We start from the raw sequence: 26,833 nt of genomic DNA on the forward strand, positions 1-26,833 counted from the left end.
TATCGGTGTATACATTACATCCCCTTCAGCATCTAGCCATTGGTATTCAGGAGGGGATTTTTTACAGGTATATTTAGTAGGTTTTGGGCTAGGACATGCACAGGGAGAGAGTTTAAGGATAGTTCTGAATAGATACCACATCTACAGGTTTACCAAGTTCCCCAACTACCCGGATGAGAATAGATACCTTATTTCGTTCGCTCCTAAACCTTACCTCAAAGATGTCACTGTTAAGGTCTGGGAGTATGTCGGGACTAACCAAGGTGTAACCCTAGAGTCGCTGGACAGAAGCGTTAAGGCTACCCAGCAACAGGTAGTAGCTGTCAAGGCACTCATTAACAAATTAAAAACACGGTAAATATGACTAGAAAGAGGGGATTCTCCCCTCTTTTTTTGTCGCTATAAAAAGTTTATTCTATACAGTTTTTAACTTTAATTATCCACAAGATAGGGTTAAAACATAGGCTATGTCAGGGTTATATTTTCCACAAACTATTTATAAATAAATGTAAATATTTTAACAGCATATTTTGTAACCCCTGCCAATACCAAATTTCGGGGTTTATTTAAAATAAAAAGTATGGTATAGATTCAAAAAAAATAAAACCATACATCGTATTTGTTTAAATATTTAATGTCAAGGTTTTTTAAAAACCGGAATAAAAATATTACGGATTATTACAAGCACTTGAAAAAAAAAAAAAGGAATGCATAACCTCAAATGTAGGGCAACGATGAGGTTAAAAGACATGCCTAAGAAATCCGTGATTAATCCTAGAACCCAGATAGTCTCGCTTATTCGCCATGCTTCGCTGGAATTATCGACCTTAGCTAATGAAGTGGAGCAGTTGGGAGATATGGCAAAACTTGAGAAGGCTTTAAAGAACTCCCCACAGATGATTGAGTTATTTAGAAAGGCTACCTGGGAATTGCAGAATGGCAGGCTGGATAAGGTTTCTGACCTTTTGAGCGAATCTCAGGATGAGGTAGCTAATGAGCAATTAAGAGAGGTAGAGGCAGCTTAGTCTGTTGTAGAAAATAGTTGAAGTAATACTTAGACTATTACTTCAACTAAATCAAACAACATAGAGAGACTATGAAAGAACAAATACATTGGACAGAAATTTTTGGGAATCCTTTAAGGTTCGGACTCCATCCCGCGATGCTGACCGAGAGAGGATATCGACTAAAAACTGTAGTCCCAATTAAAGGGGAAAGCAAAAAAGATAAGTTCCCTGTAGAGGTTTTATTCGATGAATCCTATGTGATTGCTCACCTTTCTCGAATACTGGAACAGCTACAGCCACAAAAGTACAACGATTTTCAAGCGGTAGTTAGTAAAGCTTATGCCCATTGGAACGAGAAAAAGAAAAACAATAAAGAGTAACCCATTTTGGTTTAACCCTAAAACAGGTAATGTTATTCCCGCTGGTACTCACCTAAAATCCGAACAGAAAAGACACCTTGAGTATTTTGACTCAGTTCTAGAGTTCAAGGTTTACTGTCAACTAGTCAAAAAGTACGGTGAAACTTATGTTAGGAGACAGTTTGAAATACCGTTACTTTTTGAGGATGAGTTTTTCCCTGCTTTAAGTTGGAAGGTTGATTTCACGGTATTCACTCCTAGGGGATTACTGCTATTTGAAGCTAAGGGAGAATGGATACTCCACGATAACTATGCCCTCGCAGACTTCCGTAAAACCCTAAGACTCTTACAGCTATTTCATCCTGACTATTTCAATTACCTAACTTTAGTCAGTGATAAAACTTGGAAGCTTCCAGGCTGTAACTTACAAGTGATAGGGATAGGGGATATATGAACATCTTAGACATGGGTCTAGATTCCGAGTTATGGGATGAACCTACCCTTAAATATGTTGGTCGATCCAAGTATGCGTTAGGACTAGGGAACCCTTGGGGATATCAAAACAATAGACAAGCTAGGTTCATAGTCAATAATTTAGCTGAATCTCTCTACAGATATAGAGAATGGCTGATGACTAGACTAGTACCTAATTGGATATCAGGGTTAGGTTTTACTGGTTTAAATGACTGGGAAAGAGATTATTTAGTCAAGGTTATTAACCTAGCTACCCAGATAGAAAAGGGTGAAATTGATAGCTTGGGATGCTGGTGTATTAATGTCAAAAAATACCTAGTAGTTCCTGATGGTCTAGAAAAGTGTCATGCAGAGATACTGTACAAAGCTTGCTTACATTTAATCGCACATAAACAGGGAGCAATGTTATGAAACAGATGTATTACATCGAGAAAAAAGAGGGTGATAAATTCGCTCTGGTTGGTTGTTCTGAATGGTCTGAGGCTAACTCAGTAATAAGTTTTGATGAGTTAGGATTCTGTCAGGATGACGGTTTTTATCACTGCTTTGCTTACGCTACTAAAGTTACAGAGATAGGTTGTTTTGGTGATAAAAACTGGAAATTTGAACCCCAGTTAGTGAAGTTTAAATTAGCTAAAAAGGACTACCAAAAAGAGGATAAGCAAAAGAACAAAGTAGATGTTAAACAATCACGGTTAGAGCGTTGGTTATGTGATTTGTTTAATGGACTAGAAGAGGGGGTAATTTATAAGGGGTTTATTAACTTAAAGGATGACCCCTACTGTGATTTATTCATAACCAAGATAGACCCCAAAGGACAACCAATACCTGAACCATTGCTTAAACAGATGTTATCGATGTCTGTTGATATAGAACCTGTTGAAACACCAGAACATATCAAGCCTGAAGATATTAAAGCCCCTAACGGTAAAGGTAGCTGGGGTAAGGGTGGGTACGGTGGAAAGCCTGGACAGACAGAGATTGAGAAGCTAACCGATAGGATGAGTTTTATCTGTTCCCAGGTCAATGCCATGAATGAAGGCATACCAGTAGAGAATCTAGCCCAATTGGCTGATGTTCTATCAGGAGCCGAAAATAAAAAGGCAATACGAGAAGTACTAGACCTCTGCATTGCCTTAATGTCTTAGTTTCAATACTTGGAGTAATACTTCAACTATTACTCCAAGTAATTCCAACAACATAGAAAGAAATGGAATCTACAACAGTTTACCTTGACCCCAACGAATTTTACAGACAAGAAATGGATAGCTGGGAGGAATTATGGGATGAGGACATGAGCTTGTATGGAAATGTCCACAGTATCCTAAGTCAGGCTGTCCTCCTACCTCAAAAAGATTTAATGCTGCCTATTGTCGCTACCTACCTTTTAATCCCTAGTAAGTGGGCTAGGGTTCTACCTATCCTTTTTAGCTGGGGTGGTAAAGGTTCTGGAAAATCTACTACTGCGATATTTGCTGCTAAATTGCATGGGATAAACTCTACGTTCTCAGCTACCGATACATTTTCAGCTATCAGGAATGCATTAGATAACATGCGATGGATTGACCCCAATGACAAGGATATGGAGAAAGAGGGAGCGATTCTACCTTGGGATAATATCCACACTGGAACCCTGAAAAAGGATGAGAGGATTTACCAAATGTTGTTATTTGGGTATTCACGGGCTACGGATAAAATTTCAATTGCTCAAACAGACGGAACTAACAGAGAGTTTTTTGTTTTCTCTCCTAAGATTATCTCTTCAGTTGATGACTTACACCTTAATCCTGACTTTGAAGAATTACATAGGAGATTGTTAATTATTCCTCATAAAAGTTATGAGGCATTTACCCTAGAAGAAAAGAAAGCCTATGAAGATTTTGACATTTCTACAGATAGAATCGACCTTGATTCTATTCACTGGGATGGTATTTCTGACAAGTTCTTGGAGTTTTGGAATAACCCTGAGAATTGCAAGCTATATGCAAAATATAGGACTATCCTCACCAAAAAAGGAAAGAAAGAATTTAAACACAATATCAAGTCTGAACAGTGGTTAGTGAGTATTGATTTAATAGTTACTGGGTTGGTCACTGGTGCTTGGAGGTCAATTCCTGAAGCTATTAACCATTTAGAGGCTTATTGGGAATATGCGAATAAAAACATATTCAACCAATCAACAGCAACCATTGAACATTTAGAGGTTTTTATTGAAGAAGAGGTAGGAGTTTCTAAACAATTAAATAAACAATTGGAGGAAGCTGGTAGAACAGGATTACCGTTAAGGATTGACCCTCAGAAATTAAAAACTAGATTGTCGTACCACAAGGATAGAGGGGAGTTAGATATCATCCCTAATCAGCCTGAAATTATTAGATTAATGAATGTTTTAGGTTGGAGGCTAACAGCTAAGGGATGGATAGAGAAAAAATAGAATGGTGTGTGTTTTGTTGGAAAGAATTTATTACTAGAAAAATGTATGTGACGTTCAATTTTTCTAGTCTTGATACTGCGGTTGTCTGGATAGCTAAAAACGAAACTAAAGACTTAGCTGAAAGAATTAGGAAGTTTCAAAAAATCAGACAATTAATGTCGGAGAACGAAAGTAATGTTTTAATCTGTTCCGATGACCATGAATTATCACAATGGATTTTATGTCATGAGTCAATGGTTAATTTGATGATTGAACAATTCCATAAACACCATATACAGGTAGTTAATAGGGGGTAAAAAACAATGTCTAGGGTAATAATCAAACTTTCTTCTTGTGAGACACCTATAACCATAATCCCAGTAGATGATGAGGCTTTAAAGGTTGAATCAATTAGAAATAATATTGGTGATTCATCATCTGAATCATCAATGAGTATTCTTTATAAATGCTTTGAGGGTATGCCCGAAGTTATGGTTATCTGCGATGCGTTAGGGATACTCAAAGAGTTACCTGTAACTATCCAGTTACCTGACCATCAGATAGCGGGTGATGTGGTGATTTGTGAGTTTAGAAGTAAAGATGAAAAGGAGGAATATGACTTTTATGGGATGAGTATTGAGAAGTCAGCTAAGGTTTTGAAGCTTTTATTTCCTTATGGAATGAATATGGTAACTCTAGGAGGCTGGAAATGATGAGAAGTCAGATTTTAAAAAATGATTACAGGATATCTATTAGCAAGTTTAAGGTTAAATTCAATTCTTGGTTGCCTGACTATGAATTTAATTACAGAGTCACGGTTTATAGTCCTGATAATCAAGTCTGTGAGGAAATAAAGGAGCGTCTATACCTGGACATTAATCTACGGTTTGCTGAGTTAAAGAAAAAGTATGAGGTGATCGGGAATGATTGAATTAAAGCTTACTTACCTACAAGCAACAACTCTCTTTGATTTTTTATCCATCAGATTAGAAGTGGTAGGAGAGCATGAACCTGAAATAAAAGAAATTAGGGATTTGTTGCTAATGGAAAAAGACAATTATGAACAAAGTGAGATTGATAGGTTAAAAAACAAAGGTGAAAATAATGAATAAGGCTAAACGTGCAGTGATTAAGATTGCAAGTATCGAGGTTGAGGTATTCCAGTTACCTACTGGGGAATATGTGATGAGTCAATCTCAGGTAGGTAAAGCAGCAGGAGTACAAGGGGTTTTGATGTTACGTTTTTTGGATGAAAAATGGCTACAAGGTAAGCTGGATAAGGACTATAGAAATTACAAAATACCATCGGTTAATGATTCATCCAACAGGGGAGGGAATAACAACCCTATCAAGGTTATTCCTATCAGCCTAGCTAGTGCATTCTGGATTAGTCAGACTGCTAAGGGGAACATCACAGCTGAGGCTTTAGCTTATGCCTGTGTAGAAGAAACATTACAACGTAGGTGTGATAGGGCTTTTAACCAGATACAGACTGAGGAGGAATATGAAAGAGAAACTGGCATTAAGTACCAGACATGGTTAGAATCTAGGGAATTTTTAAGGGATGCTCATTCGTCATTTGTTAACTGTTGCAATGCCAATGATTTTAGGTCAGCGATCGCTCATGACAAAATCACCCTAGCAGTCTGTGGGAAAACAGCTAGGGAATTAAGGGAGTTGGAAGTCATGGAGGGAGACCCCAAGGTAGGGTTAAACCACATTGATGACAAGGATGTATTGGTAATGATAGCTAGGGTGAAACTAGAATTTAGCAGGTATCGAGTCGGGAATGTTGATGAACGGATTAAAAGGGCAATGAAGGCAGTTGATAACTAGAGGCTATATCCCTATGTCTGTCTATGTTCTTTATTACTTGGACTATTACTTGGACTATTACTCCAACTAAATTTCATAACAGATAGACATAGGGGTATAAGCCATATACCCTTAACCTAAACTCAAACGATGCAAACTTTACCTATAGTTGACTGGAAATACTTAACCCTCCCTAATGGAGGTTCCATTACAGTTGGGAGTGAGTATTGGTACGAATGGCTGGAGTCAGTGGATAGCTTCTATTACAAAGACCCCTGGGGTTCATTCACTGTTACCAGGAAAGGGAGGGGTAAGTATTGGTATGGGCATAAAACAATCTGGAACCAAAAGAGAACCCTTTACCTAGGATTGTCTTGTACCCTTAACCTAGATAAGTTGTTTAGGGGCAGGGAGCTAATTAATTTTTCTGACCTGGGGTGGAGAGAGTTACGATCGCCCAAGAGGAAAAGAGGTTAAGGGTACAAACCAAGGGAGAGATACTAAAATATATATCTATTTATTTTTTTATTTTTATATTTCTTTATTTCCGTTGTAGTACGATACTACAATAGGTATATAAAAATATATATATAAAATAAATGAATAATAAATAAAATAGTAAATTGATTTACATTTATCTATTTGAGCATTGTTTGAACATTATCACTGTGTATAGATTTTTACTCAAAATGAAGGGTAAATTGCTTAAAATACCTTGTTTGAGCATTAGATGAGCATTTTTTGGAGGATAAAGGCTGAAAACCTTGATATTACGTTAATTACTCTATGGTGCATGTCAAGCGCGTGGAACTTACCAACTTCAAATCCTTCGGTGGTACTACCTCAGTTCCTCTGCTACCGGGGTTTACTGTCATTTCTGGGCCTAATGGTTCGGGTAAATCTAATATTCTGGATGCGCTACTATTTTGTTTAGGACTCGCCAGTTCTAAGGGAATGCGGGCCGATCGCCTGCCGGATTTGGTCAATAATAATCAAACGGCTAGGGCACGTTCGGCGATTGAGGCTAGTGTGACGGTGACGTTTGATTTGTCGGATTTGTCAGATGTCAGTGGTCAGTCGTCAGTTGTCAGTAGTGGCGAAGAATTGACACAAACTGAACAGCAATCAACGGAAAATGGTCAACGTCCAACTGAGTGGAGTGTAACTAGAAGGCTGCGGGTGACTCATCAAGGGAGTTATACGTCAAATTATTATATTAATGGGGTTTCTTGTACGCTGACGGAGTTGCATGAGGAACTGAATAATCTGCGGATTTATCCTGAAGGTTATAACGTTGTGCTGCAAGGTGATGTCACTAGCATTATCTCGATGAATGCTAAGGAACGACGGGAAATTATTGATGAGTTGGCAGGGGTGGCGGCGTTTGATCGCAAAATTAATCAAGCTAAATCAACTTTAGATGAGGTGAAGGATAAGGAAGATAGCTGTCGGATTATTGAGACGGAATTAACTGCACAGCGCGATCGCCTGTCTCAAGATCGTGCTAAAGCTGAAAAGTATCAAAAACTCCGCACGGAATTTCTGCATAAGCAATCTTGGGAAGCTGTTTTATCATGGCGATCGCTACAAGCACAACAAGAAAAGTTAGTTAACGAAATTCAAACAGGCGATCGCACTTCTGGAGAACTCACCACTCAACTTACAAATCTTAATACGGAAATTGCTCAGAAAAGCGCACAACTTGAAGAACTCAATGCTCATGTGAAAGCTTTGGGAGAAGAGGAACTTTTGGCAGTACAAGCTACTCTCGCCACTCAAGAAGCAGAACGTAAACAACTCCAGCGTCAACAAACGGAGTTAACCACAGCTATTCAAGAAACTGCTAAACATCTGGCTCAACAAGCGCAAGAAATTCAACAACATCAACATTCTCTCGTAGAAATTGCTCAAACGCTGGTTGTAGAAGGGCAATCTATTGTTGATTGTCAGCAGCAAAGGAATGAAGCACAGCAATCCTTAGACGCTTCCCGTGAAGCAGCAGCAGAAATCGCCTCGGCTTCGGAAGCTTGGGTACAGCAACAAACTGCATTTAACCGTCAAATTGAAACTTTGCTGCAAATGCTAGAACCACAACGTACAGAGCAAGCACAACTTCAAGAACGCAATCATCAACTACAGCAACTGATTACCGAGCAAACTCAGTTAATTTCTACTGTAGAACCTCAATTAGCAGAAAAACAAGTTGAGTGTAGTCGTGTGGAAACGGCATTTAATACTTCTAGTGAACCTATCCAAGATTTAGCTCAAAATTTAGCTGCAACAGAACAAGAACTCCAAATCCAACAAGAAACCCAAAACCGTTTGTTGCAAGAGCAGCGAGAAAAACAACGGCAGTTGGATAAAATAGAAGCGCAAGCGCAAGCACAGCAAGAAGTACAAGGAACCCAAGCTAGTAAAGTCATTTTACAATCGGGAATGCCTGGTGTTTGTGGCTTAGTTGTGCAGTTAGGACGGGTGGAGTCGCGTTATCAGCTAGCTTTGGAAATTGCAGCCGGCGGACGCTTAGGCCATATTGTGGTGGAAGATGACGGTATCGCAGCGGCGGGTATTGAACTGCTCAAACAAAAACGCGCTGGGAGAGCTACTTTTTTACCACTGAATAAAATTAATGCTCACAAATTTACTCAAGATGCAACGCTGCGGTTAGCCAACGGCTTTGTTAATTATGCTGTTAATTTAATCGATTGCGATCGCCGTTATAAAGATGTATTTAGTTATGTTTTTGGCAATACAGTAGTATTTGCTACCCTGGAGGCAGCGCGTAGAAATTTAGGGTTGTATCGAATTGTCACCTTAGACGGAGAATTATTAGAAACTAGTGGTGCAATGACTGGTGGTAGCAGTAACCAGCGTTCAGCCTTGCGGTTTGGTAGAGGAGAAGCGACAGAATCAGATGAAGTAATTACTTTGAGAAATCGCTTGGTGGATATTGAGCGAATTTTAGATCGTTGTAATGAAGCGATCGCTGCTTTGTCAGCCAAGACAAAAAAAATCACCCAAGAACTCACAGAAGCACGCCAAGCCAGGCGAGAACAGCAGTTGCAGTTGGAGCAATTACAGAAAGATATTAAGGGTTTAACAGCACAGTTAGCAGGAACGCGATCACAACTTGACCAAAACAGCGAAAAGTTCGCCACGGCTCAATCTCGTCTACAAGTTTTAGATCAGGAATTACCAGGACAAGAAACTCAGTTACAGCAATTGCGACACGCTTTAGCAGAGTTGGAAGCATCCCAAACCCCCAGTGAATGGCAACAAATCCAAGGGACAATTAAAATCCAAGAGCAACAATTACAACAACGAGAATCAGCTTTACGAGCAGCCGAACAAAGATTAAAAAATTTAGAAAATCAGCAGCAGCGGCTGCAAGAACGTATCCAAGAAGCCGAGGCGAGGATTGTTCAATATCAGCATCAGCAAGCAACGCAGCAAAATAAACTCAGTGAACTGAAGCATACAGTTGAAGCATCAAGTCAGCAAATTGCCGAAACTCGCGCCAGTTTGAGCCAAATGGAGCAAAATTTAGGCGAAGAAAAACACAAACGCGATGCAATGGAACAAGAAGTGCGATCGCATCTATTGCGTCAACAACAATTGGAATGGGAAATCGAAAAACTCCAAGAAACTCAACAAAAGCGGCGAGATGAATTAAGTGCTTTACAAAACCAGTTGCGGGATGTCGGCGCAGAATTACCCAATCCCCTACCAGAAGTGCCAGATCAAGTAGATTTAGAAGAATTGCAAAAAGAATTGCGATCGCTTTCCAAACGCTTGCAGGCAATGGAACCCGTAAATATGCTGGCTTTGGAAGAATACGAACGCACCCAAAACCGTCTCCAGGAATTAACGCAAAAACTAGAAACACTAGAAGCAGAGCGTACTGAATTACTTTTGCGGATTGAAAACTTTACTACATTGCGACAACTTGCCTTTAAAGAAGCCTTTGATGCCGTCAATGAAAACTTTCAATCGATTTTTGCCATTCTTTCCGACGGTGACGGCTACCTACAACTCGAAAATCCAGAAGATCCCTTTAGCAGCGGCTTAAATTTAGTCGCCCACCCCAAAGGTAAACCCGTACAGCGTCTAGCTTCCATGTCAGGGGGAGAAAAATCCCTCACAGCCTTGAGCTTTATTTTTGCCCTGCAACGCTATCGGCCATCGCCCTTTTATGCCTTTGACGAAGTAGATATGTTTTTGGATGGGGCAAACGTAGAGCGATTAGCTAGAATGATTAAACAACAGGCACAACAAGCCCAATTTATTGTTGTGAGTTTGCGTCGTCCGATGATAGAATCAGCCGAACGCACAATTGGCGTTACTCAAGCACGGGGAGCTTATACCCAAGTTTTGGGAATTAAGTTACAATCCTCGAATACATCTGCTTGAGTTTTTGTTAATAATAGTGTATAGATAAACCGGATTCGAGATCAGGACTCGGTATAGAATGACCTCTGAACAGATAATTAGGCGTTCCGACATATTAAACACCCAGGTGATTACCCGCGACAACGGCAAGCGGCTAGGTATCGTGAATCAAATTTGGGTTGATATTGATCAAAGAGAGGTTGTGGCTCTTGGTTTGCGAGACAGCCTGATCTCTATTTCTGGTCTGCCACGATATATGTACCTCAACAACGTCAACCAAATCGGGGATGTAATCCTGGTTGATAATGAAGATGTGATTGAAGATATCGAAGTTGACACCCTCAGTAATTTGATTAACTGGGAAGTAATTACAGAAACAGGTGAAGTACTAGGCAGAGTCAGAGGCTTCAAGTTTAATGGCGAAACAGGTAAACTTGAATCTATAGCGATCGCTTCTTTAGGATTACCCCAAATTCCCGACCAATTTCTGAGTACCTACGAGTTCTCGGTGGATGAAATCGTCAGCACAGGCCCCAGTCGATTGATTGTGTTTGAGGGAGCCGAAGAACGGGTAAATCAGTTAACGGTTGGTGTACTCGAACGCTTAGGTATCGGTAAAGCCCCGTGGGAGCGTGATACAGAAGAAGAATATGGCTATTCGGCTCCTCGCACCACTCCAGCATCCAATCAATTGCCAAGTGGAGTGCCATTACAGCCACCTAAACCCAGAGTTCGTACCCCTGAACCCGTAGCACGGGAAGAAGAATGGACTGAAGACTATGTGGAAGAAGAAAGACCACGGCGCGAGGTAATGAGAGCGCGACAGTACGAATCCATTCAATACGAAGAAGACGAGGAAGATAACTGGAGCGAGGCTACAGGTAGCGATAGGTATCAAGAACCATCCAGATATGAACCTCCCCAACCCTACGCTAAGCCTTATGTCGATGAATACGACGATTATGATGACGTAGAAGGCGATGCTTGGGAAGATGCACCGCCGCAACCAGTGAATATTCCTAAAAAAGTCAAAGAAAGGCAACCAGAATACGAAGAAGAAAGCGGATACTAAGTTTAACGTTTTCCCTGAATAGGCAAGAAACTCATCCAAACTTAATATCTTGAAGTCTGAGCAGCAACTTCGCTGCTCAGATTTATTTTTAGCCAAAAGAGGTAGAGATTTCTAGCCCATCCCTTTAAAAGTTACTTATACCATTTCTGTATAAAGATGCGTCTAACTAGCCTGCGAAGGCAGGCTTTGTTTGTATAGCCCCAGACTTCCAGTCTGAGGGACAATAAAGCGCAGCCTCACATAGAATTGGTATTACTATACCCGCATTTTCTCTCCGTGCCCTCCGCGTCTCTGCGGTTTAAAAGTCTTTTATTTAACCACAGAGGAGGACACTTGCGTGGGCGGGTCTCCCGACTTGAGGAGGCAGTGCGTTGGGCGGGTTCCCCGACTTGTAGCAACTGCCGTCAAAGTGTCCGTAACACAGAGTTAAGAAATGGAAAAGGGATTTTTTGACCTTAATAACAAGTAGCTGCTGAAGCCGCACTCACCTTGCTTAAGTCGCCAGTGAATGCGGCTGCATATTTATAAGGTGATGAGCCAGAACAAGTCATAGAATTTTTATCCGCGCGACGAGGAGTCCACCATGAATCTGCATTCACACTCAAATTTACGCCATTCCATGATAATCCTGTGACAACTAAAGAGTTAGTTTTGCCATCGCTCGGTTTTCTGGCAGAGAGAAATGTGGCATAATAAACGCTACCATTGTCTGGATTAATCTTGGCGATAACTGCTACTTTAGCGCCGCCGCCACTCCCATAACTAGTCAGCCAACGTCCATTAGCAAAGCGCCGAAAATCATTACCTGTCTGAGTACCTGTGGAGGTAAAAACTCCATACAACACGCCTTTACCGTCCCAAAATAATCCGTAGCCTGTACCATCGTCATTCGTTGTTTCGTAATCACTGCGACACCATTTCTTGATTCCATTATCGAAACGAACAATTCGAGGATCTTTGTTGCTAGATGATACTTGCTGATAACCAATGTAGATAGTTGTTTGCCCACTAAGTACCTTGGGGCCATTTTTAGCTTTGATTGTCGCTTCACTATCATTGCAAGTGAATGTCACACTTTTACTCACAGATGAATTGACAACAGTTTGAGCAAAAACTGGAGAGGTTTTTTGTGTGATTGCTAAATCAGTCCCTAATATGACTGCGATGGAGAAAAGTGTTAGATACTTCTGCAATTGGTGATGATAAATCATGGATGAGACTGTTAAATTAGTGTGAAAATTTACACTAATTTAAAATAGTATCCTAAAATATACACGAGTAAATACACTTGAAATATTGATCTACGCTAAAATACTTATTTGTCATAGCGATCGCTAACTAAAATTAATATAATAATCAATATTTAATTACACTGTCCGTACATAATCTAAAAGTTTAAAATGTCTAATGACTCTTCTATTTCTAAGTCCAAAATTATTGCCCGTGCATCTTTGAGTGCTTCTAGATTGCCTTCTCTTCGATATATGTCTGCCGCCTTTTGAAAATCTTCAATTGCGCCTTGTTGATCTTTCATTTCTAAGTAAATAGAACCACGGTTATAATAGGCATCAGCATAATTAGGGTTAATCTTGATTGTCTGAGTATAATCATCAATTGCTTCATCAAAATTTCCTAATTCATAATTAGCATTACCACGGTTGTAATAAGCATCAACGTAGTTAGGATTAATTCGTATTGCTTGAGTATAATCTTCAATTGCTCCTATATAATCACCTAAGTCAGAGCGAGCATTAGCACGGTTTTTGTAAGCATCAGCATCATGAGAATTAATCTTAATTGTCTGAGTAAACCCCTGTTGATATCCAAGAAAATAACGAGCAATGTCACGATTTTTGTGAGTATTAGCATACTGAGGATCAATTTTAATCGCCTGAGTATAATCCTCAATCGCTCCTTGATTATCTCCTAACGAAGAACGAGCTTCAGCACGGTTTTTATAAGCGATCGCAACATGAGGATTAATCATAATTGCCTGGGTGTAATCCTCAATTGCTTCTTGATAATTTCCTAATTGATAACGTGCTAAACCTCGTTTATTATAAGATTTTGCATCTTTTAAATTAAGCTTAATTGCTTGAGAATAATCAGCGATCGCTTTTTCATAATCTCCTAAATAATAGTAAGCTAAACCTCGTTTATAATAAACATCAGTATCATTATAATTAAGCTGCAAAGCGCGAGTGTAATTGGTAATAGCAGCTTCATATTGTGCTTTTTTCAAGCATTCATCACCAAGATGAAGGTAATAAAATCTATTATTTTCACCAACATAAAATGAAGGTTCAGTTAGCTGATTTGTGCTTAATATAGATAGAGCCTGTGGCTGAAACTCATCTTGATTAATTGCGATTTCTTGTCTAAAAAAGCTGGAATTTATAGAAGATTGACATTGTTCTAAATAGCACCATAGACCGCCACCATATAAAAGTTGCTCTATACCGAATGAGATTCTACCAGTTTTCAGTTTAATCATCCGTGTAGGCAAAAAACCAGCCAAGAAAAGGTGATACTCAGATTGTGCCTCACTCACCTCTTCTTGAATCAAAATGCAAACTATAACGGCATTTTTAGCAACTTCTTCGGAACTAACTGACCACCTAACTTTATCTATATTGCCATGACGTGATTTCACTTCAATGCCCACAGATGGGTTAGAAGTTAAAGTAAAATCTATTTTGCCATCGCCACCAAACCGCTTTTCGTAATCTACTTCTGTAATCAAGTCGGCTAAACGTTCTTTAACAACTTCTTCACCCAATTTTCCTTTGAGATAGCTGATAAAAACGTCACGAACTGGCGAAACACGCTTATATTTCTCAGCCATTTGCCAGCAAAACTGCCGTAAAATTTTTAACCTTTCTCCAGAGATTATAGTTAATTCGCTATATTGACCTTCTATTTGGCAATGAAGCAGACAGCCAGTTGTTAACCTTTTAATGAAATCAGACTGTAGCGATCGCAGTAACGTAATCCAATCCATTTATATTTCTGCGAATCTTTTCATGTATTTATTTTATTAAAATATCTAGTTGCCGTAAAGCCGGCAATTCGTTTGAGGATAATATTGCCGAAAAATGGTTAAATTTTTGTAATAATTTTTACTTTTATTGAAAGGTCTGCTTCTGAAATTTGTACATCCGCTGAATTTTGCTTACATCAGATGTGAATCCCCAGCGTTCATAAAAGGGAATCATTTCTGGTAAACAATGAAGAGTAATTCGTTCAACTGTATTTAATTGGGGATGATTAATAATTGCATCCATCAACTTGGCACCAAATCCCATCTTTCTATAAGTAGGCTTGATGATCACATCATAAATAGTTGCCATATATACAAAGTCTGTAAGAACGCGAGTAAAACCAATCAATTGTTCACAATCATCTACCAAACCAACAATAATGTCTGAAGCAGCAAGCATTTTCACAACATCCTGGTGTGTACGTTTTTTGCTCCAGAATTCATTTTGGTACAAATCTACTAGTTCTGAAATTTGATTTTCAGTCAGTTGCTCAATAATTTGCAAACTCATGATATGGAATAATATTGGATAGATAAAAGCAAAACTTACGCATTTTATAACACCCTCAAATTGTAATCAATAAGTGGATTTCGCCAAACTATAAAAGTCAAATTTTCTCAGCATCTCCAGAAATGTGAATACAGCAGGAATATGAAGAGTATCAGATAAAATTGCTACTGCCATTACTCTTTCTAACGGTACTGGTAGACTGTATACCTGCACTTGTGGGGGAATTGGTACAGCTGCTAGCCGAGGAAGAATTGCAGCTCTCAGTCCTTGATTTACCATACTGACAACAGTGGAATCTTCTTGAATGTCGCCCACAACATTCATAAAAGGTGCTACATACTTCAAATGATGATGGAGAGGTTTTCCGCAGGGTAGACAAGCAAGCAACACTGGTGAATATACAGCTATGTCTTCCCAAGTAATTTTCGGACTGCTCACCTTGGCTTTCGGTGGGAGTAAAACAACATACTCATCCCGGATAATTTCCCATACTTCAAATTCATCACTAGTGGGTAGGTAGGTAACGCCAATGTCTGCGCGTCCCTCACGCAGACACTTTTCTACTTCAGTAAAGGCCGGGCATTCTATAATTGTGACAGCTACTTCGGAAAATTGATCATGAAATTGTGCGATCGCTTTTGGCAATAAATGAGTAGCAACACTGCGAAAAGCCGCAATCCGCACATGACCCCCATGTAGACCTTTATGCAGATTTGCTTCCTGTTGAATCATTTCTAAACTATGCAGGGTTTGACGAGCATGAAAGAGAATGCGCTCTCCTGCGGGTGTCAAAACAGCACCATGACGACCCCTAGCAAATAAAGGCACACCCAGTTCCTCTTCTAAAGTAGCAATGGCATGACTAATTGCTGGCTGGGTAAGCTCCAATTCTAAGGCTGCTTCACTAAAGTTGCCACAATCTGCAACTGCAACTACGGCTCGAAGTTGGGAGAGTTTCATGGGCAATTAATGAAATAAAGTTGAGACAGATCCTAATTTAGTAGTAACAAAAATGTTGTATCAGTCATTTTTTATATATATAAATCATATTTATGGAATCTATGCAAGCCATGATTTGATTACTCATTGATAGGTTGCTACTGTTTGATGTACAGAGCAAATGTCAGTAGTAATTCTATGAACAATGGCATTAAGTGTCTACAATCAGAAGACATAGAAATAAGCTGCGGTTCCAACTTCAATAAAAAAAACAATCGTAGCTTCGGAGAATCTCTGCATTACATCTGGAAAAAAATAGTCAAAACTTTATTAGTAGATTCGCAGGAATTACAAGTTTTACAAAGAAATGATCGCTACGGGAATATCTATTGGCAAGCTTATGATCCTGTAACAGGAAAATCTTTTTCTTCAGGCTCCAAAGCAGATATATCTATGTGGATTGAACAGCTTTATCGGTACTAAAAATATAGTAATCCGATTTGATTTTTAAACTACCAGTAGAGAGAGAGAACAGGGAACAGAGAAGAAGTAATTTTTTCAAAAATCACATAGGAGTTCTATATGTCACAAATGACTTTGGTAATTGGCAATCAAAATTATTCATCCTGGTCACTTCGTCCTTGGCTAGCAATGAAACAATTCGGCTTACAATTCAATACAATTCGTATTCCTCTTTACAGTCCAGAATCTTCATCAAAAATCCGGCAATACTCTCCCTCAGGAAAAGTACCCGTGCTGTTGCACGATACTCAAACCGTATGGGATTCTCTTGCTATTTGTGAATATCTGGCCGAAACATTTCCCCATCTGTATTGGTGGCCAGAAGATAAAAATACAAGAGCATACGCCCGTTGCATCAGTGCAGAAATGCACTCAGGCTTTCAAAATCTACGTCAAAATATGCCGATGAATTGCCGTGCTAAATACCCTGGTAAAGGTTTAGCGCTTGGTGTACAACAAGATATTGATCGCATCACTAGTATCTGGCGAGAATCTCGCCAAATGTTTGGCAATGATGGTGATATGTTGTTTGGCAAATTCACAATTGCTGATGCGTTTTTTGCCCCTGTTGTTTTGCGGTTCGTGATTTATGATGTGCAGTTAGATGCCGTTTCTAGAGATTATGTAGCAGCAATTTTGGCACTACCGACAATGCAGGAGTGGATAAAAGCAGCCGAGACTGAAACAGAAGTTATGTCTCAATACGAGTTTTAAAAGAATGGCAAAGCAGAAAAATAACTTTGTAAAATACCAGCTTATGTTTTTGCTGGCTCTAACGGAGATTTATTAACACTATCTTCAGGGGCTTCATAACCATTATTTTTGTATTTTACTTTATCTGGGAAGTCTGGAGTTACAAAAGCAGTATCAGTTTTTTGGCCAAATGCCGCTGAAGCTGCTGCACACAATCCTTTAAGTTCATCTGCAAGTGCTTTGGTCTTTTTGATATCATCTTTGGATAGAGCTTCTATCAGCTGGTCTATCTTATCGGACTGTTGTTTTAGTTGAATCTGTACTTGCTCTTTAACTCTTTCTTCTCTTCTTACATACTCCAACATACGCTCTTGTAGGGCGCGAAAAAAGGCTGAGCCAGCATAGCCTACAACCAATGACATTGTAATTAGAGTAAACGCATTGTCTGGTTTGAGAAGCATTAAGACTGGTGGTGATACTGCTCCACCAACTATAGATTGCGATAGGCAGTATCTAATCATACCAGCCCGCTTTTGCTTTTCTAATCTGCTTCTATCCTCTTTGCTGACATTTCTATTTTGCTTGGCTAATACTTGTTCTAGTCGAGCTAATTTTTGCTCAATTGGTCTAGATATCTCTTCTTCTGTAACCTTAAAGTTCATTAAGAAGGAAATAAAACCGCCAAAAGCACCTGATATAAAAATTAAAAGTAAGATTTTTCCCAGTTCCCAGCTAATGGGTAGCTGATTCATTTGGGTATACATATAATTTCCAGGGGTAGTCTGCGCCGCATACACTACTTTAGTTGTCAATAAGGTAGTTAGCGACAACAATAACATTGTTAATATTCTGTGTTTCATTGCTCTTTTTCCTGACCAGTCTACATTCTTTTTGATTTATAAAAAAATCGCTTTCACTCATTAATAAAAAAAGATTCTTTTAATGAGTGATATTAGAGTACTAATACCAAATTGGAGTGAGTGATATTATTAACGGTTACTGGAATAGCCTTTTGGTAAATACTTTCCATACAAAATAATGCTACTTGCTAGTAGCACTAGCGAGAGCAAGTTAGTAGCTCCAAATTGGTATGAGTAAGGTTGATTATAATCAGCATATATCTAAAGAAGTACATGCTGGCAAGCTATTATCTCAATTTGATGACAAGGATATTCATTGTCTTATTAGTAAGCAGCAAATATGTATTTAATACCTATCTAATAACTATCTAATTTAGATGACACATTCTACCAACTACTAGTCTGTTAAATTGAAATTTATGAATAAATAAGGGATTTAGTCCTGATTTTATAAACGCTAAAGTGCTTATACAAAGCTTGGATAAAACTTAGTATTGCTAATTTTATATTCGCAATGACTATATTTGGTAAATGCTTACGATCGATTTTCGATTTCCCCTCACCTTTTTGATGATTATTCTTCTAATGAAGGCTTATTTATATTTTTAGACAGATTGACAAAATTAATTTATTATACTTTCACCAAAAGTTCCGGATATCAGCTGAAACAGCAAGAAACCTCACACCTAACCATCGATAGGAGCGTGAAACGGACACTTTGCTCAAGTCGGCAGAGCCGCCCACGGAAGTGTCCTCATGAATTGCGCGTGAGTTGACGACAGCCCTCTGACCGATGTTGAGTGGAGGAAGCTTTTTTTCTCTCCCTGTGCCCTCCTTGCCTCAACAGATAAATTTCCTTAACCCATACATTCCGGATAATACTGGTGTAAGCGAGTGTATGTATAAAAAGGGAACCGCAAAGTATTATGATTAACCAAATTACCGCTTTAGAATCCTGCTGGCATATTTCTCCTCCTTGGGGTCAAGTCATGCCCCCGCTAGTAGTTCAAATGCATGAAAAAGTCTTTTTATCAGGCTCTGATTTGTCGGGCTACTGCTGCGGTGTGCATTGGGAGGGACAGGAGTGGTTGTACGCGATTGTTTGCCTTGGTGAAACACTCTACTTGCCTAGACGAGAGTTTTATGCAACAAATTTATTAGAAAACGCCACTGTTTCCACTCCAGCTTTTAAATTGGGAGATGTGGTTGAAGTTGATTTCAGTGAACAACCGACACATCGAATTATTCAAGGTATTTTTAGCCTTAAAAACAATTGGCTTTATGCTGTAGATTGGCGCTCCCCCATTTTGGAAGAAACAGCATCTGCCCAAAGCCGAACTATATGGCTTGCTGATGTTGATTTAGTAAGTATGGATGTATAACAAAGAGCATACATATTAGGACATTTTGAGAGTGTGAATGTCAGAAACAGTAATGTTTTTACCTCGCTGCCCTCTGTCTCCTAATATATAACTCTCACTTTCTACTTATGAAAGAAGTTCTCGCTCAGGCAGTCTCTATTTTCGAAATTTATTTCCTCTCAAATCCCCAACTTAAAGAAATATATATCTAAAAACAGTGCCAATGCGATTGAAATTTTGAGAAGGTACTAATATTTGAGTCAGTCCAACTATCTATGAAGTGCCTTAAAAACATCTATGACACCAGATGCGATCGCGACTCTAGGGCAAAGTATATCTAATTATTGGATAGCTTCTGTATTATCTACACCTATTAAAGATCCTGTGCCGGTTTTTTTGATGATTCTGGGGATTATGCTAATTGCACCCCTGCTATTTGAGAAAATCCGGTTGCCTGGGATTGTGGGATTAATTCTGGCAGGCGTTGTGGTCGGCCCAAACGGACTCGGATTATTAGCACGAGATAACACCATTGTGCTTTTAGGCACAGTAGGTTTGTTATTTCTCATGTTCATGGCAGGTCTGGAAACTAGCTTGGATGACCTGAAATATAACGCTGACAAAGCGCTAATCTTTGGATTTGCGACTTTTTTAGTGCCAATGGCATTAGGTACTGGAGCGATGATGGCCATTGGCTACAACCTGTTGGCAGCCATTTTGGTTGCTTCTTGTTTTGCCTCCCACACTCTACTGGCCTTACCTGTAGCCAGCAAATTAGGCATCATGCGTTCTCAGGTCTTAACTGCCACTTTGGGAGGCACTTTAATCACTAATATTTTGGCACTTTTAGTGTTAGCTGTGGTGGTAAGAGCGCATCAAGGTAGTTTGACCTTGAGTTTTTGGCTGTTTATGATTCCCTCATTGATTATCTATACCTTTTTGACGCTGTGGGGTTTACCTCGTCTAGGACGCTGGTTTTTTCAGCGCTTTGGACATGATGAGGGAGCAGAATTTACATTTGTGTTGGCTACCTTATTTGTAGTTTCTTACGGAGCAGAATTAGTTCAGATCGAGCCGATTATTGGGGCTTTTTTAGCGGGAGTTGCGATCACTCAATTGATTCCCCAACTTAGTCCTCTGATGAATCGGATTCAATTTATTGGGAATACGCTATTTGTGCCATTTTTCCTGATTTCAGTGGGGATGTTAGTTAATCCCCGAATTCTATTTCAGGAACCGCGAGCGCTAGTAGTATCAGGTGTAATGGTAGCTGTGGCCATTATTGCCAAATTCATTCCTGCCTGGGGAGCAGGCAAGTTATTTGGATTCAACTTTGACAATATTATGGTCATGTTTGGGCTATCAGTAGCTCAGGCGGCATCTACTCTCGCTGCCATAACTGTTGCTTTTAATATCGAATTAGTTGACCAATTAACAGTAAATGGCACGATCGCCATGATCTTAGTGACCTGTATTGCTTCTCCTTGGGTGACAAGCCAGTGGGGACAAAAACTCAAGCCAGAAGTTAATACCACAAGCCATCAAGCTGGTAGTCTAGGCGATCGCGTTTTAGTACCAGTTGCTAACCCCAGCACAGAAGATAATTTGCTACAGTTGGCAATTTTGCTGGCAAAATCAGCAAATGGTACTTTGTTACCACTCCACATTTTATTAGAACAAAGCAATCCCATTTCCCCAGAAGCCAAAGCTAGGCAAAGCCAATTACTGTCAACCGCAGAAATGATTGCCCATGCCTCTGTGACAAATGTTACCCCGATTGGTCGGATCGATGAATCGATTGATAAGGGTATTGCCCGCGTAGCAGAAGAAAAGCAAGTGAGTTTGGTTGTTTGCGGTTGGAAGGGTTACTCCAGCTATCAAGAAAACTTATTTGGTGGTGTCATTGACAAGATTGTGCAACGCAGTTCTGTACCTGTTTTGGTAACTCGATTTCCCTTACCAATTGAGCATACAACGCGAGTATTTCTAGCTTTTACTACCCAACAAGCTTATGCTAGTTCTTTTGAGCAAAGTATCCAATTAGCTAAAAGTTTGGCAACGGAACTCAAAGCATCCCTACAACTTTTACAGGTCGTGTCAGTTAGAGGTGCAACTGCCGAATTAACTGACACGGGATTGCCAGCAGATACCCCAATTCAAAGGGTGCGAGGTAACTTTGTCCGGCAAGTTTCTCGGTTACTCAAACCTAACGATATACTACTTTTAAATGGAACTGTTGAGCATAAACATCAGCTATTTTCCCTTTTAGGTCATGCACCAGAAGCGATCGCTCGCAGCCACCCGGAAGTTGCCATGATTATTGCTTATTTTCCTAAGTAATTCAGAACAGCAAGATCCCCGACTTCTTGGAGAAGTCGGGGATCTGAACAACTGATAATATTACTGAACCAGTAGCCTGTAGTAGAGGATATATTCAAAATCACGCGCATCTACTAACAGGAATGAATCATCCAATATCACCATCTTGGAACCAAGTCCGCGCTACTTTCAAAAAAATTTGGGGTTACGAAGATTTTCGTCCGCCACAGGGAGAAATTATCAGCACTTTATTAGCTCAAAAAGATGCCCTAATTATCATGCCAACAGGTGGCGGCAAATCTATTTGTTTTCAACTTCCCGCACTTTTGCAAACAGGATTAACTTTAGTAGTTTCACCCTTAGTCGCGCTGATGGAAAACCAAGTGCAGGAACTACTTCAGCATCATCAAAAAGCTGCGCTTTTGCATAGTGAATTACCATCATCTCAACGCCGTTTGACGCTGCAAGCATTAGAAAGACAACAACTGAGATTACTTTATCTCTCGCCAGAAACCTTACTGAGTGCGCCAGTATGGGAAAGATTATGCCACCCACAATTGCATATTAACGCTCTAATTTTGGATGAAGCCCATTGCCTTGTGCAGTGGGGGGACACATTTCGACCAGCTTATCGCAGATTAGGGGCAGTACGACCTGCATTGCTCAAGTCAAAACCACCAGGAACAAAAATCAGCATTGCTGCTTTTACTGCTACTGCTGATCCCCTAGCTCAAAAAATAATTTCCACAGTTTTACAATTACAGCAACCGGAGATTTTTCGTCTTAATCCCTACCGTGCCAATTTGCATACCAGTGTTCGCATAGCTTGGACACCAAGGGGTAGAAAACAGCAATTACTCAAATTTATTCAAGATAGACCGCAACAACCAGGGTTAATTTATGTTCGCACTAGGCGAGATAGTGAAAATTTAGCTGCATGGTTAGCACAACTGGGTTATGCCACAGCTAGTTATCATGCTGGATTGGGTGCAATAGAACGCCGTGCAGTAGAAGCTAGTTGGTTAGGAGGTAAAATACCTTTTGTAGTTTGTACCTGTGCCTTTGGTATGGGGATTAATAAACCTGATGTCCGTTGGGTAGCCCATTTTCACGCCCCGCACCTGTTGTCTGAATATGTGCAAGAAATTGGACGGGCTGGTAGGGATGGAAAACCGGCTCAAGCACTAACCTTGGTGAGTGAACCTACAGGTTGGTTAGATCCAGAGGATAAACAAAGACAGCAATTTTTTCAAGAGCAAATGCGATCGCAACAACAAACAGCACAGCAATTAGTGAAAAAACTGCCAAAAACAGGAGAAGTAAATGCAGTCACAAGACAATTTCCCGATGGTGCTACAGCCCTTGCTTTACTCCACAGCAGCGGTCAGCTAAACTGGCTTGACCCTTTTAATTACACCATTACATCAAAAATCAAAAATCAGCCTACACCGCAATCACAAGCTGCTAAACAGATGCATCAATATCTAACTACTAAGCAGTGTCGTTGGCAGTTTTTATTGAATGCTTTTGGCTTTGGACAAGAAGCTACCAACTGGCGATGCGGACATTGTGATAATTGCCATTAAGAAGATTAATTGCAAATCGGTAGAATGAGTGTGTCGGTAACGAACAATTAAGACACCTCAATAGCCAATCTGTATGTTTACAACAGCTTACTTTCTTAAGTACACCCAATGGTCGGGTATTGCCACATTGATATTTGCTGCTTTAGCAATCCTAGCTTTTATTCTCAAATGGGGCATCCGCTTTCGGCTGGTAGGTACAACTGGCTTTATGATAGTGCTGACTTGTGGATTATTTACCCTCTCTTTGATTCCTCTGACTCATACTGTCATTCCAGGAGCAGTCAAGTACACTTTAGTCTATGACAATGGTTCAACACAAACCGTAATTGCCACATCGCCCAAAATTTCCCCTACACAACTAGAAGCAACTCTGCGTCAAGCAGCCACTAATCTTTATTCTTATGGTCGCTTAGGTACACGCGCAGACAACCAGATGACAATTCGTGCCCGTACCGTCGTCCACCCAGAACCAGGGGTTTCTGTGCCGGTTTACCTGGGTCAAATCAAGCGAACTTTGGCTACCCGTGAAGATGAAGAAATGACGATTGAGATTTACCCAGAAAAATTTGCTCAATTGCCAAAGCCTACTGCTTAACCCTCTTTAATCACTATGGGGAGAGAAAAATACTACCCCCAACCTAAACCTTAGACGAAATCATCAATTGAGCGATCGCATTCTAGTTTTCTCATTTAAGTTTACTTGTTGAGAAATTACCAAATAACAGGGTTTAGGGGTTATTCTCTCCCACAAGTAACAAAAGAGGGGTAATATCATTAAAGTATTTGAAAATTTTGTTTTTTTATGCTGCTGAGAATCTTTGCAGTTATTTTCGGTACTATAGGTATAATGGCGGGAACTGCTATGTTAGTAGCTAGTTTTACCTTAGATGTAACTCTAGATACTGGTGCAATAGGTGTAATAGTATTCTTTATATTAACAGGTTTGTTTATAATAATAATCTACAGCAGACAAAAAAGCTTATAAAGTTTTCTAAATATTTCTCTTTAGTGACTTTCAGAAATAGCAATCGCCACAACTCTTATAGAGAGTAATAGGGCTTAAAAATCTTGCATTGACAATTTTTTGGACTCCAAAAAATTGTCAATAATAGGCATGAAACTGTTTCCTGTTCCCCGTTCCCTACCCACACCAAAGGACTTTTTCAGCAAGCCCTAAGCAGAAGTTTAGCGAACAGTAACGGCTTGTAATTGTTGAACATGAGTTTTAAAAATAAACCAAGTATCACCTTGTCGATTACATGGAAGCGGCTTCTCAAATCCGACTTCCCAGTAATCTCGCAGTCGTTCACCATTACGGTTAGGACTCACTACCTGACTATCATCTCTGCTAACAATAGATGAGACAAAAAATTTCTCACCTTGTCTAACACCACATTTCTGATCTGCTTGTTTTATATCACCTGACTGGAGATACCAGCTGTCTCTTCGCTTAAAAGTAGTGCCGCCTGGATTCGTAACTCTTAAAATGCGTATTACCGGAGTAGTTTGAGAAGATACGCTGTCAGCACTCACTATACCTAAAATTCCACATACTAAACTGAGACTCAATATTAATCTCTGCGGATGCAACTTCTGGTTACTACGATTCATTGGGAAAATCCTAAGTGTTTAGTATAACTTTCAACCCTAATTGCATAATTTTACATGAATATTATGGATTTCAGGTATAACTCACAACGCTATCACGAAACTTTCTTGCAGGTGAAAGTCAGCTTCTAAACCTTGATGAGTTAATGCCCAGTAAGTCACTTCACCATCTGCGTGTTTAATCACAGTAGTGATGGCTACTACGATCGCTTGGTCTGCCGAGATGATTTTATCCAAATCCATATCCAAGGTGATCGCTAAACTATCCGATTGTTGATACGCATTAAATGGCAGTATTGTCAAGGTTATTTCTTCTTGCATTCCTTGGCGGTATCCATCAAATCGATAAACATTCCAGTGTCCAGCGGGAGAGAGGTTAAATTCCCAATAACGTTGAGAATCTTTGATGCCAAGGAAGAACTCAAAACAGGTATCTTTCCACAATTCGTGCTTTCGCATTGGTGTATTTGATGGTGGTGCGATCGCTACTTCTTTGAGGTCGCCCAAAAGCTGATAGCTAATGGCAAGTTGATTATGATTTCGGGCAATAGTACCTGCAATCTTCAAATTAGGCAAAGTTTTAGTAGAGGGAAATGGTTGCAGAGAAAAAATTTGCTTGTTCATTTCATATCCTGAATAATAGTGCGAATCTTGCTTTCTTGAGATTCGATACTCTCAGTCAGCTTAAATTGGATGATCGCTCTGATTAAGTTGTGTTCTGGATGCTTGACTTTGAAGTAGACATCACCAGCTAAATAATCAGCAAAAAATCTCAGTCCCAATTCAAAAGCAATCAGACGAATGGCATCGTACATATATGCATAATCATTTTCAGTCAAAAATGCTTTAGCGATCGCAAGATAACCCTGGAGGATTCCTTGGCATAAGTCAGTATCAAAATAAACATCTTGCCACTGTTCTGTTTCTTCTCCAGCAGGATTGCAACCCGATCGCAGACAATCACCAATGTCATAATGTACCAACCCAGGCTTAACGGTGTCGAGGTCAATAACGCTGACTGCTTGCTGGGTAGCAGTATCAAACATGACGTTGTTGATTTTAGGATCGCCATGCATCAGCCGCAGAGGTAGCTTACCTGTAGCTTTGGCATGTTCTAGGATATGAGCAAAGGTCTGGCGATCGCTCACAAACTGCAAGCAATAATTCACCTCAGGAGATTCATGCACACTAGTTTTCGCCAAAATCTCATTGTAGTTTTGCAGATAAAGCGGCGTAATATGAAAACCTTCTAGAGTGTCGGCAAGTTTTTCAGGAGGCAAATCACTGATAAAATTGTGGAACATCCCCAAGGCATAGCCGATTTCTTGGGCAAGTGAGCGATCGCTTAAGGTATCAAAAGACTGGGAACCTTTAATAAAGCTAATCGCCCGCCAAAATGACCCCTCAGCATCTTTACAGTAATCCTGGGCATCCTTAGTCAACAGCACACGGGGCACTTCCCAACGACGGTTAAGAGGAGTGCATTGTAAACGTTGGTGAACATGCTCAGTCAAAATACGCATATTTTGCATCACCAGTTGAGGCTGGCGAAATACCTGTTTATTGATGCGTTGCAAGATAAAATGGTTTTCTTTAGAGGCAGCCAAAGTTACCAAAAAGGTATCATTGATATTACCGCTTCCAAATGCTTTAACCTCTATAACTTGACCGTGAAGCGTGAATTGCTTGGCAATGGCATTAAGATTTTCCGTATCCTGTACCTTAATATCTTCTGTCATATTGTTTTTTACCTACACTACTCCCCACATCCATTGCACAAAGGCAATAGGGCATATCCTAGCGTAAGTTTCATCCGTTCTCTTCTTTGATTGACCCCAATCCCAATAATCAGTAAACCAAAAAGT

General features: G+C 39.8%; 24 protein-coding genes and 1 pseudogene. 17 read left to right on the plus strand and 8 right to left on the minus strand.

Features of this window, described 5'->3' with window-relative positions; translation table 11 throughout:
* The 11 genes and pseudogenes from I8751_RS13560 to I8751_RS13610 form a co-directional block, all read left to right on the plus strand.
* Positions 1–358: pseudogene (locus I8751_RS13560) on the plus strand (hypothetical protein); the annotation flags it as partial.
* Positions 359–749: 391 nt separating this feature from the next.
* The gene (locus I8751_RS13565; protein ID WP_214439686.1) at positions 750–1,025 is read left to right on the plus strand and encodes a hypothetical protein; all 276 of its coding nucleotides are present in this window, start codon (positions 750–752) and stop codon (positions 1,023–1,025) included.
* 71 nt (positions 1,026–1,096) lie between these two features.
* Positions 1,097–1,387, plus strand: a complete 291-nt coding sequence (locus I8751_RS13570; protein WP_214439687.1) for a hypothetical protein — start codon at positions 1,097–1,099, stop codon at positions 1,385–1,387.
* 429 nt (positions 1,388–1,816) lie between these two features.
* Positions 1,817–2,251 (plus strand): DUF4326 domain-containing protein, encoded by a 435-nt coding sequence (locus I8751_RS13575; protein WP_214439688.1) that lies wholly within the window; start codon positions 1,817–1,819, stop codon positions 2,249–2,251.
* Entirely contained in the window at positions 2,248–2,988 is a 741-nt protein-coding gene (locus I8751_RS13580; RefSeq protein ID WP_214439689.1) for a hypothetical protein, read from the plus strand. Before I8751_RS13575 ends, I8751_RS13580 begins: the two co-directional genes overlap by 4 nt.
* 62 nt (positions 2,989–3,050) lie before the next feature.
* The gene (locus I8751_RS13585) at positions 3,051–4,274 is read left to right on the plus strand and encodes a hypothetical protein (protein WP_214439690.1); all 1,224 of its coding nucleotides are present in this window, start codon (positions 3,051–3,053) and stop codon (positions 4,272–4,274) included.
* A 302-nt stretch (positions 4,275–4,576) separates the two neighbouring features.
* Positions 4,577–4,966, plus strand: a complete 390-nt coding sequence (locus I8751_RS13590) for a hypothetical protein (protein WP_214439691.1) — start codon at positions 4,577–4,579, stop codon at positions 4,964–4,966.
* A gap of 210 nt (positions 4,967–5,176) precedes the next feature.
* Entirely contained in the window at positions 5,177–5,365 is a 189-nt protein-coding gene (locus tag I8751_RS13595) for a hypothetical protein (protein ID WP_214439692.1), read from the plus strand.
* Entirely contained in the window at positions 5,358–6,089 is a 732-nt protein-coding gene (locus I8751_RS13600; protein ID WP_214439693.1) for a hypothetical protein, read from the plus strand. Before I8751_RS13595 ends, I8751_RS13600 begins: the two co-directional genes overlap by 8 nt.
* A gap of 765 nt (positions 6,090–6,854) precedes the next feature.
* The gene (gene smc, locus I8751_RS13605; RefSeq protein ID WP_214439694.1) at positions 6,855–10,478 is read left to right on the plus strand and encodes a chromosome segregation protein SMC; all 3,624 of its coding nucleotides are present in this window, start codon (positions 6,855–6,857) and stop codon (positions 10,476–10,478) included.
* 58 nt (positions 10,479–10,536) lie between these two features.
* The gene (locus I8751_RS13610; RefSeq protein WP_214439695.1) at positions 10,537–11,529 is read left to right on the plus strand and encodes a PRC-barrel domain-containing protein; all 993 of its coding nucleotides are present in this window, start codon (positions 10,537–10,539) and stop codon (positions 11,527–11,529) included.
* A gap of 455 nt (positions 11,530–11,984) precedes the next feature.
* On the opposite strand, the gene I8751_RS13615 is transcribed toward I8751_RS13610, so the two are convergent.
* From I8751_RS13615 to I8751_RS13630, 4 genes are all read right to left on the minus strand, one after another.
* The gene (locus I8751_RS13615; protein ID WP_214439696.1) at positions 11,985–12,740 is read right to left on the minus strand and encodes a hypothetical protein; all 756 of its coding nucleotides are present in this window, start codon (positions 12,738–12,740) and stop codon (positions 11,985–11,987) included.
* Positions 12,741–12,916: 176 nt separating this feature from the next.
* A complete protein-coding gene (locus I8751_RS13620) occupies positions 12,917–14,530 on the minus strand; it encodes a tetratricopeptide repeat protein (protein WP_214439697.1) in 1,614 nt (537 codons plus the stop codon).
* Between the two features lie 124 nt (positions 14,531–14,654).
* Positions 14,655–15,080 (minus strand): GNAT family N-acetyltransferase, encoded by a 426-nt coding sequence (locus I8751_RS13625; RefSeq protein ID WP_214439698.1) that lies wholly within the window; start codon positions 15,078–15,080, stop codon positions 14,655–14,657.
* 66 nt (positions 15,081–15,146) lie between these two features.
* Positions 15,147–16,040, minus strand: coding sequence for a LysR family transcriptional regulator (locus tag I8751_RS13630; RefSeq protein ID WP_214439699.1), 894 nt, complete (start codon positions 16,038–16,040; stop codon positions 15,147–15,149).
* Positions 16,041–16,217: 177 nt separating this feature from the next.
* On the opposite strand from I8751_RS13630, the gene I8751_RS13635 reads away from it, so the two are divergent.
* Positions 16,218–16,502, plus strand: a complete 285-nt coding sequence (locus tag I8751_RS13635) for a hypothetical protein (RefSeq protein WP_214439700.1) — start codon at positions 16,218–16,220, stop codon at positions 16,500–16,502.
* Positions 16,503–16,601: 99 nt separating this feature from the next.
* A complete protein-coding gene (locus I8751_RS13640) occupies positions 16,602–17,255 on the plus strand; it encodes a glutathione S-transferase family protein (RefSeq protein WP_214439701.1) in 654 nt (217 codons plus the stop codon).
* 41 nt (positions 17,256–17,296) lie between these two features.
* On the opposite strand, the gene I8751_RS13645 is transcribed toward I8751_RS13640, so the two are convergent.
* On the minus strand, positions 17,297–17,986 hold the full coding sequence (locus I8751_RS13645; protein ID WP_214439702.1) for a hypothetical protein: 690 nt from the start codon (positions 17,984–17,986) through the stop codon (positions 17,297–17,299).
* A gap of 1,034 nt (positions 17,987–19,020) precedes the next feature.
* Here I8751_RS13645 and I8751_RS13650 point away from each other — a divergent pair.
* The 4 genes from I8751_RS13650 to I8751_RS13665 all read left to right on the plus strand — a co-directional run bounded on the left by I8751_RS13650 (position 19,021) and on the right by I8751_RS13665 (position 23,955).
* Positions 19,021–19,476, plus strand: a complete 456-nt coding sequence (locus I8751_RS13650) for a DUF1392 domain-containing protein (RefSeq protein ID WP_214439703.1) — start codon at positions 19,021–19,023, stop codon at positions 19,474–19,476.
* A 276-nt stretch (positions 19,477–19,752) separates the two neighbouring features.
* Positions 19,753–21,795 carry a cation:proton antiporter domain-containing protein gene (locus I8751_RS13655; protein WP_214439704.1) on the plus strand — a complete coding sequence of 681 codons (2,043 nt, stop codon included), beginning with the start codon at positions 19,753–19,755 and terminating at the stop codon, positions 21,793–21,795.
* Positions 21,796–21,917: 122 nt separating this feature from the next.
* Positions 21,918–23,360, plus strand: a complete 1,443-nt coding sequence (locus I8751_RS13660; RefSeq protein WP_214439705.1) for a RecQ family ATP-dependent DNA helicase — start codon at positions 21,918–21,920, stop codon at positions 23,358–23,360.
* A gap of 73 nt (positions 23,361–23,433) precedes the next feature.
* Positions 23,434–23,955, plus strand: coding sequence for a Ycf51 family protein (locus I8751_RS13665; protein ID WP_214439706.1), 522 nt, complete (start codon positions 23,434–23,436; stop codon positions 23,953–23,955).
* 590 nt (positions 23,956–24,545) lie between these two features.
* Here I8751_RS13665 and I8751_RS13670 read toward each other — a convergent pair.
* The 3 genes from I8751_RS13670 to I8751_RS13680 all read right to left on the minus strand — a co-directional run bounded on the left by I8751_RS13670 (position 24,546) and on the right by I8751_RS13680 (position 26,707).
* Positions 24,546–24,971, minus strand: coding sequence for a hypothetical protein (locus I8751_RS13670; RefSeq protein WP_214439707.1), 426 nt, complete (start codon positions 24,969–24,971; stop codon positions 24,546–24,548).
* 81 nt (positions 24,972–25,052) lie between these two features.
* On the minus strand, positions 25,053–25,592 hold the full coding sequence (locus tag I8751_RS13675; RefSeq protein WP_214439708.1) for a DOMON-like domain-containing protein: 540 nt from the start codon (positions 25,590–25,592) through the stop codon (positions 25,053–25,055).
* A complete protein-coding gene (locus I8751_RS13680; protein WP_214439709.1) occupies positions 25,589–26,707 on the minus strand; it encodes a phosphotransferase enzyme family protein in 1,119 nt (372 codons plus the stop codon). The genes I8751_RS13675 and I8751_RS13680 overlap by 4 nt, the downstream gene beginning before the upstream one ends.
* Between the last annotated feature and the right edge of the window lie 126 nt (positions 26,708–26,833).

This window comes from Atlanticothrix silvestris CENA357 (assembly GCF_016056295.1).
Classification (GTDB): Bacteria; Cyanobacteriota; Cyanobacteriia; order Cyanobacteriales; family Nostocaceae; genus Atlanticothrix; species Atlanticothrix silvestris.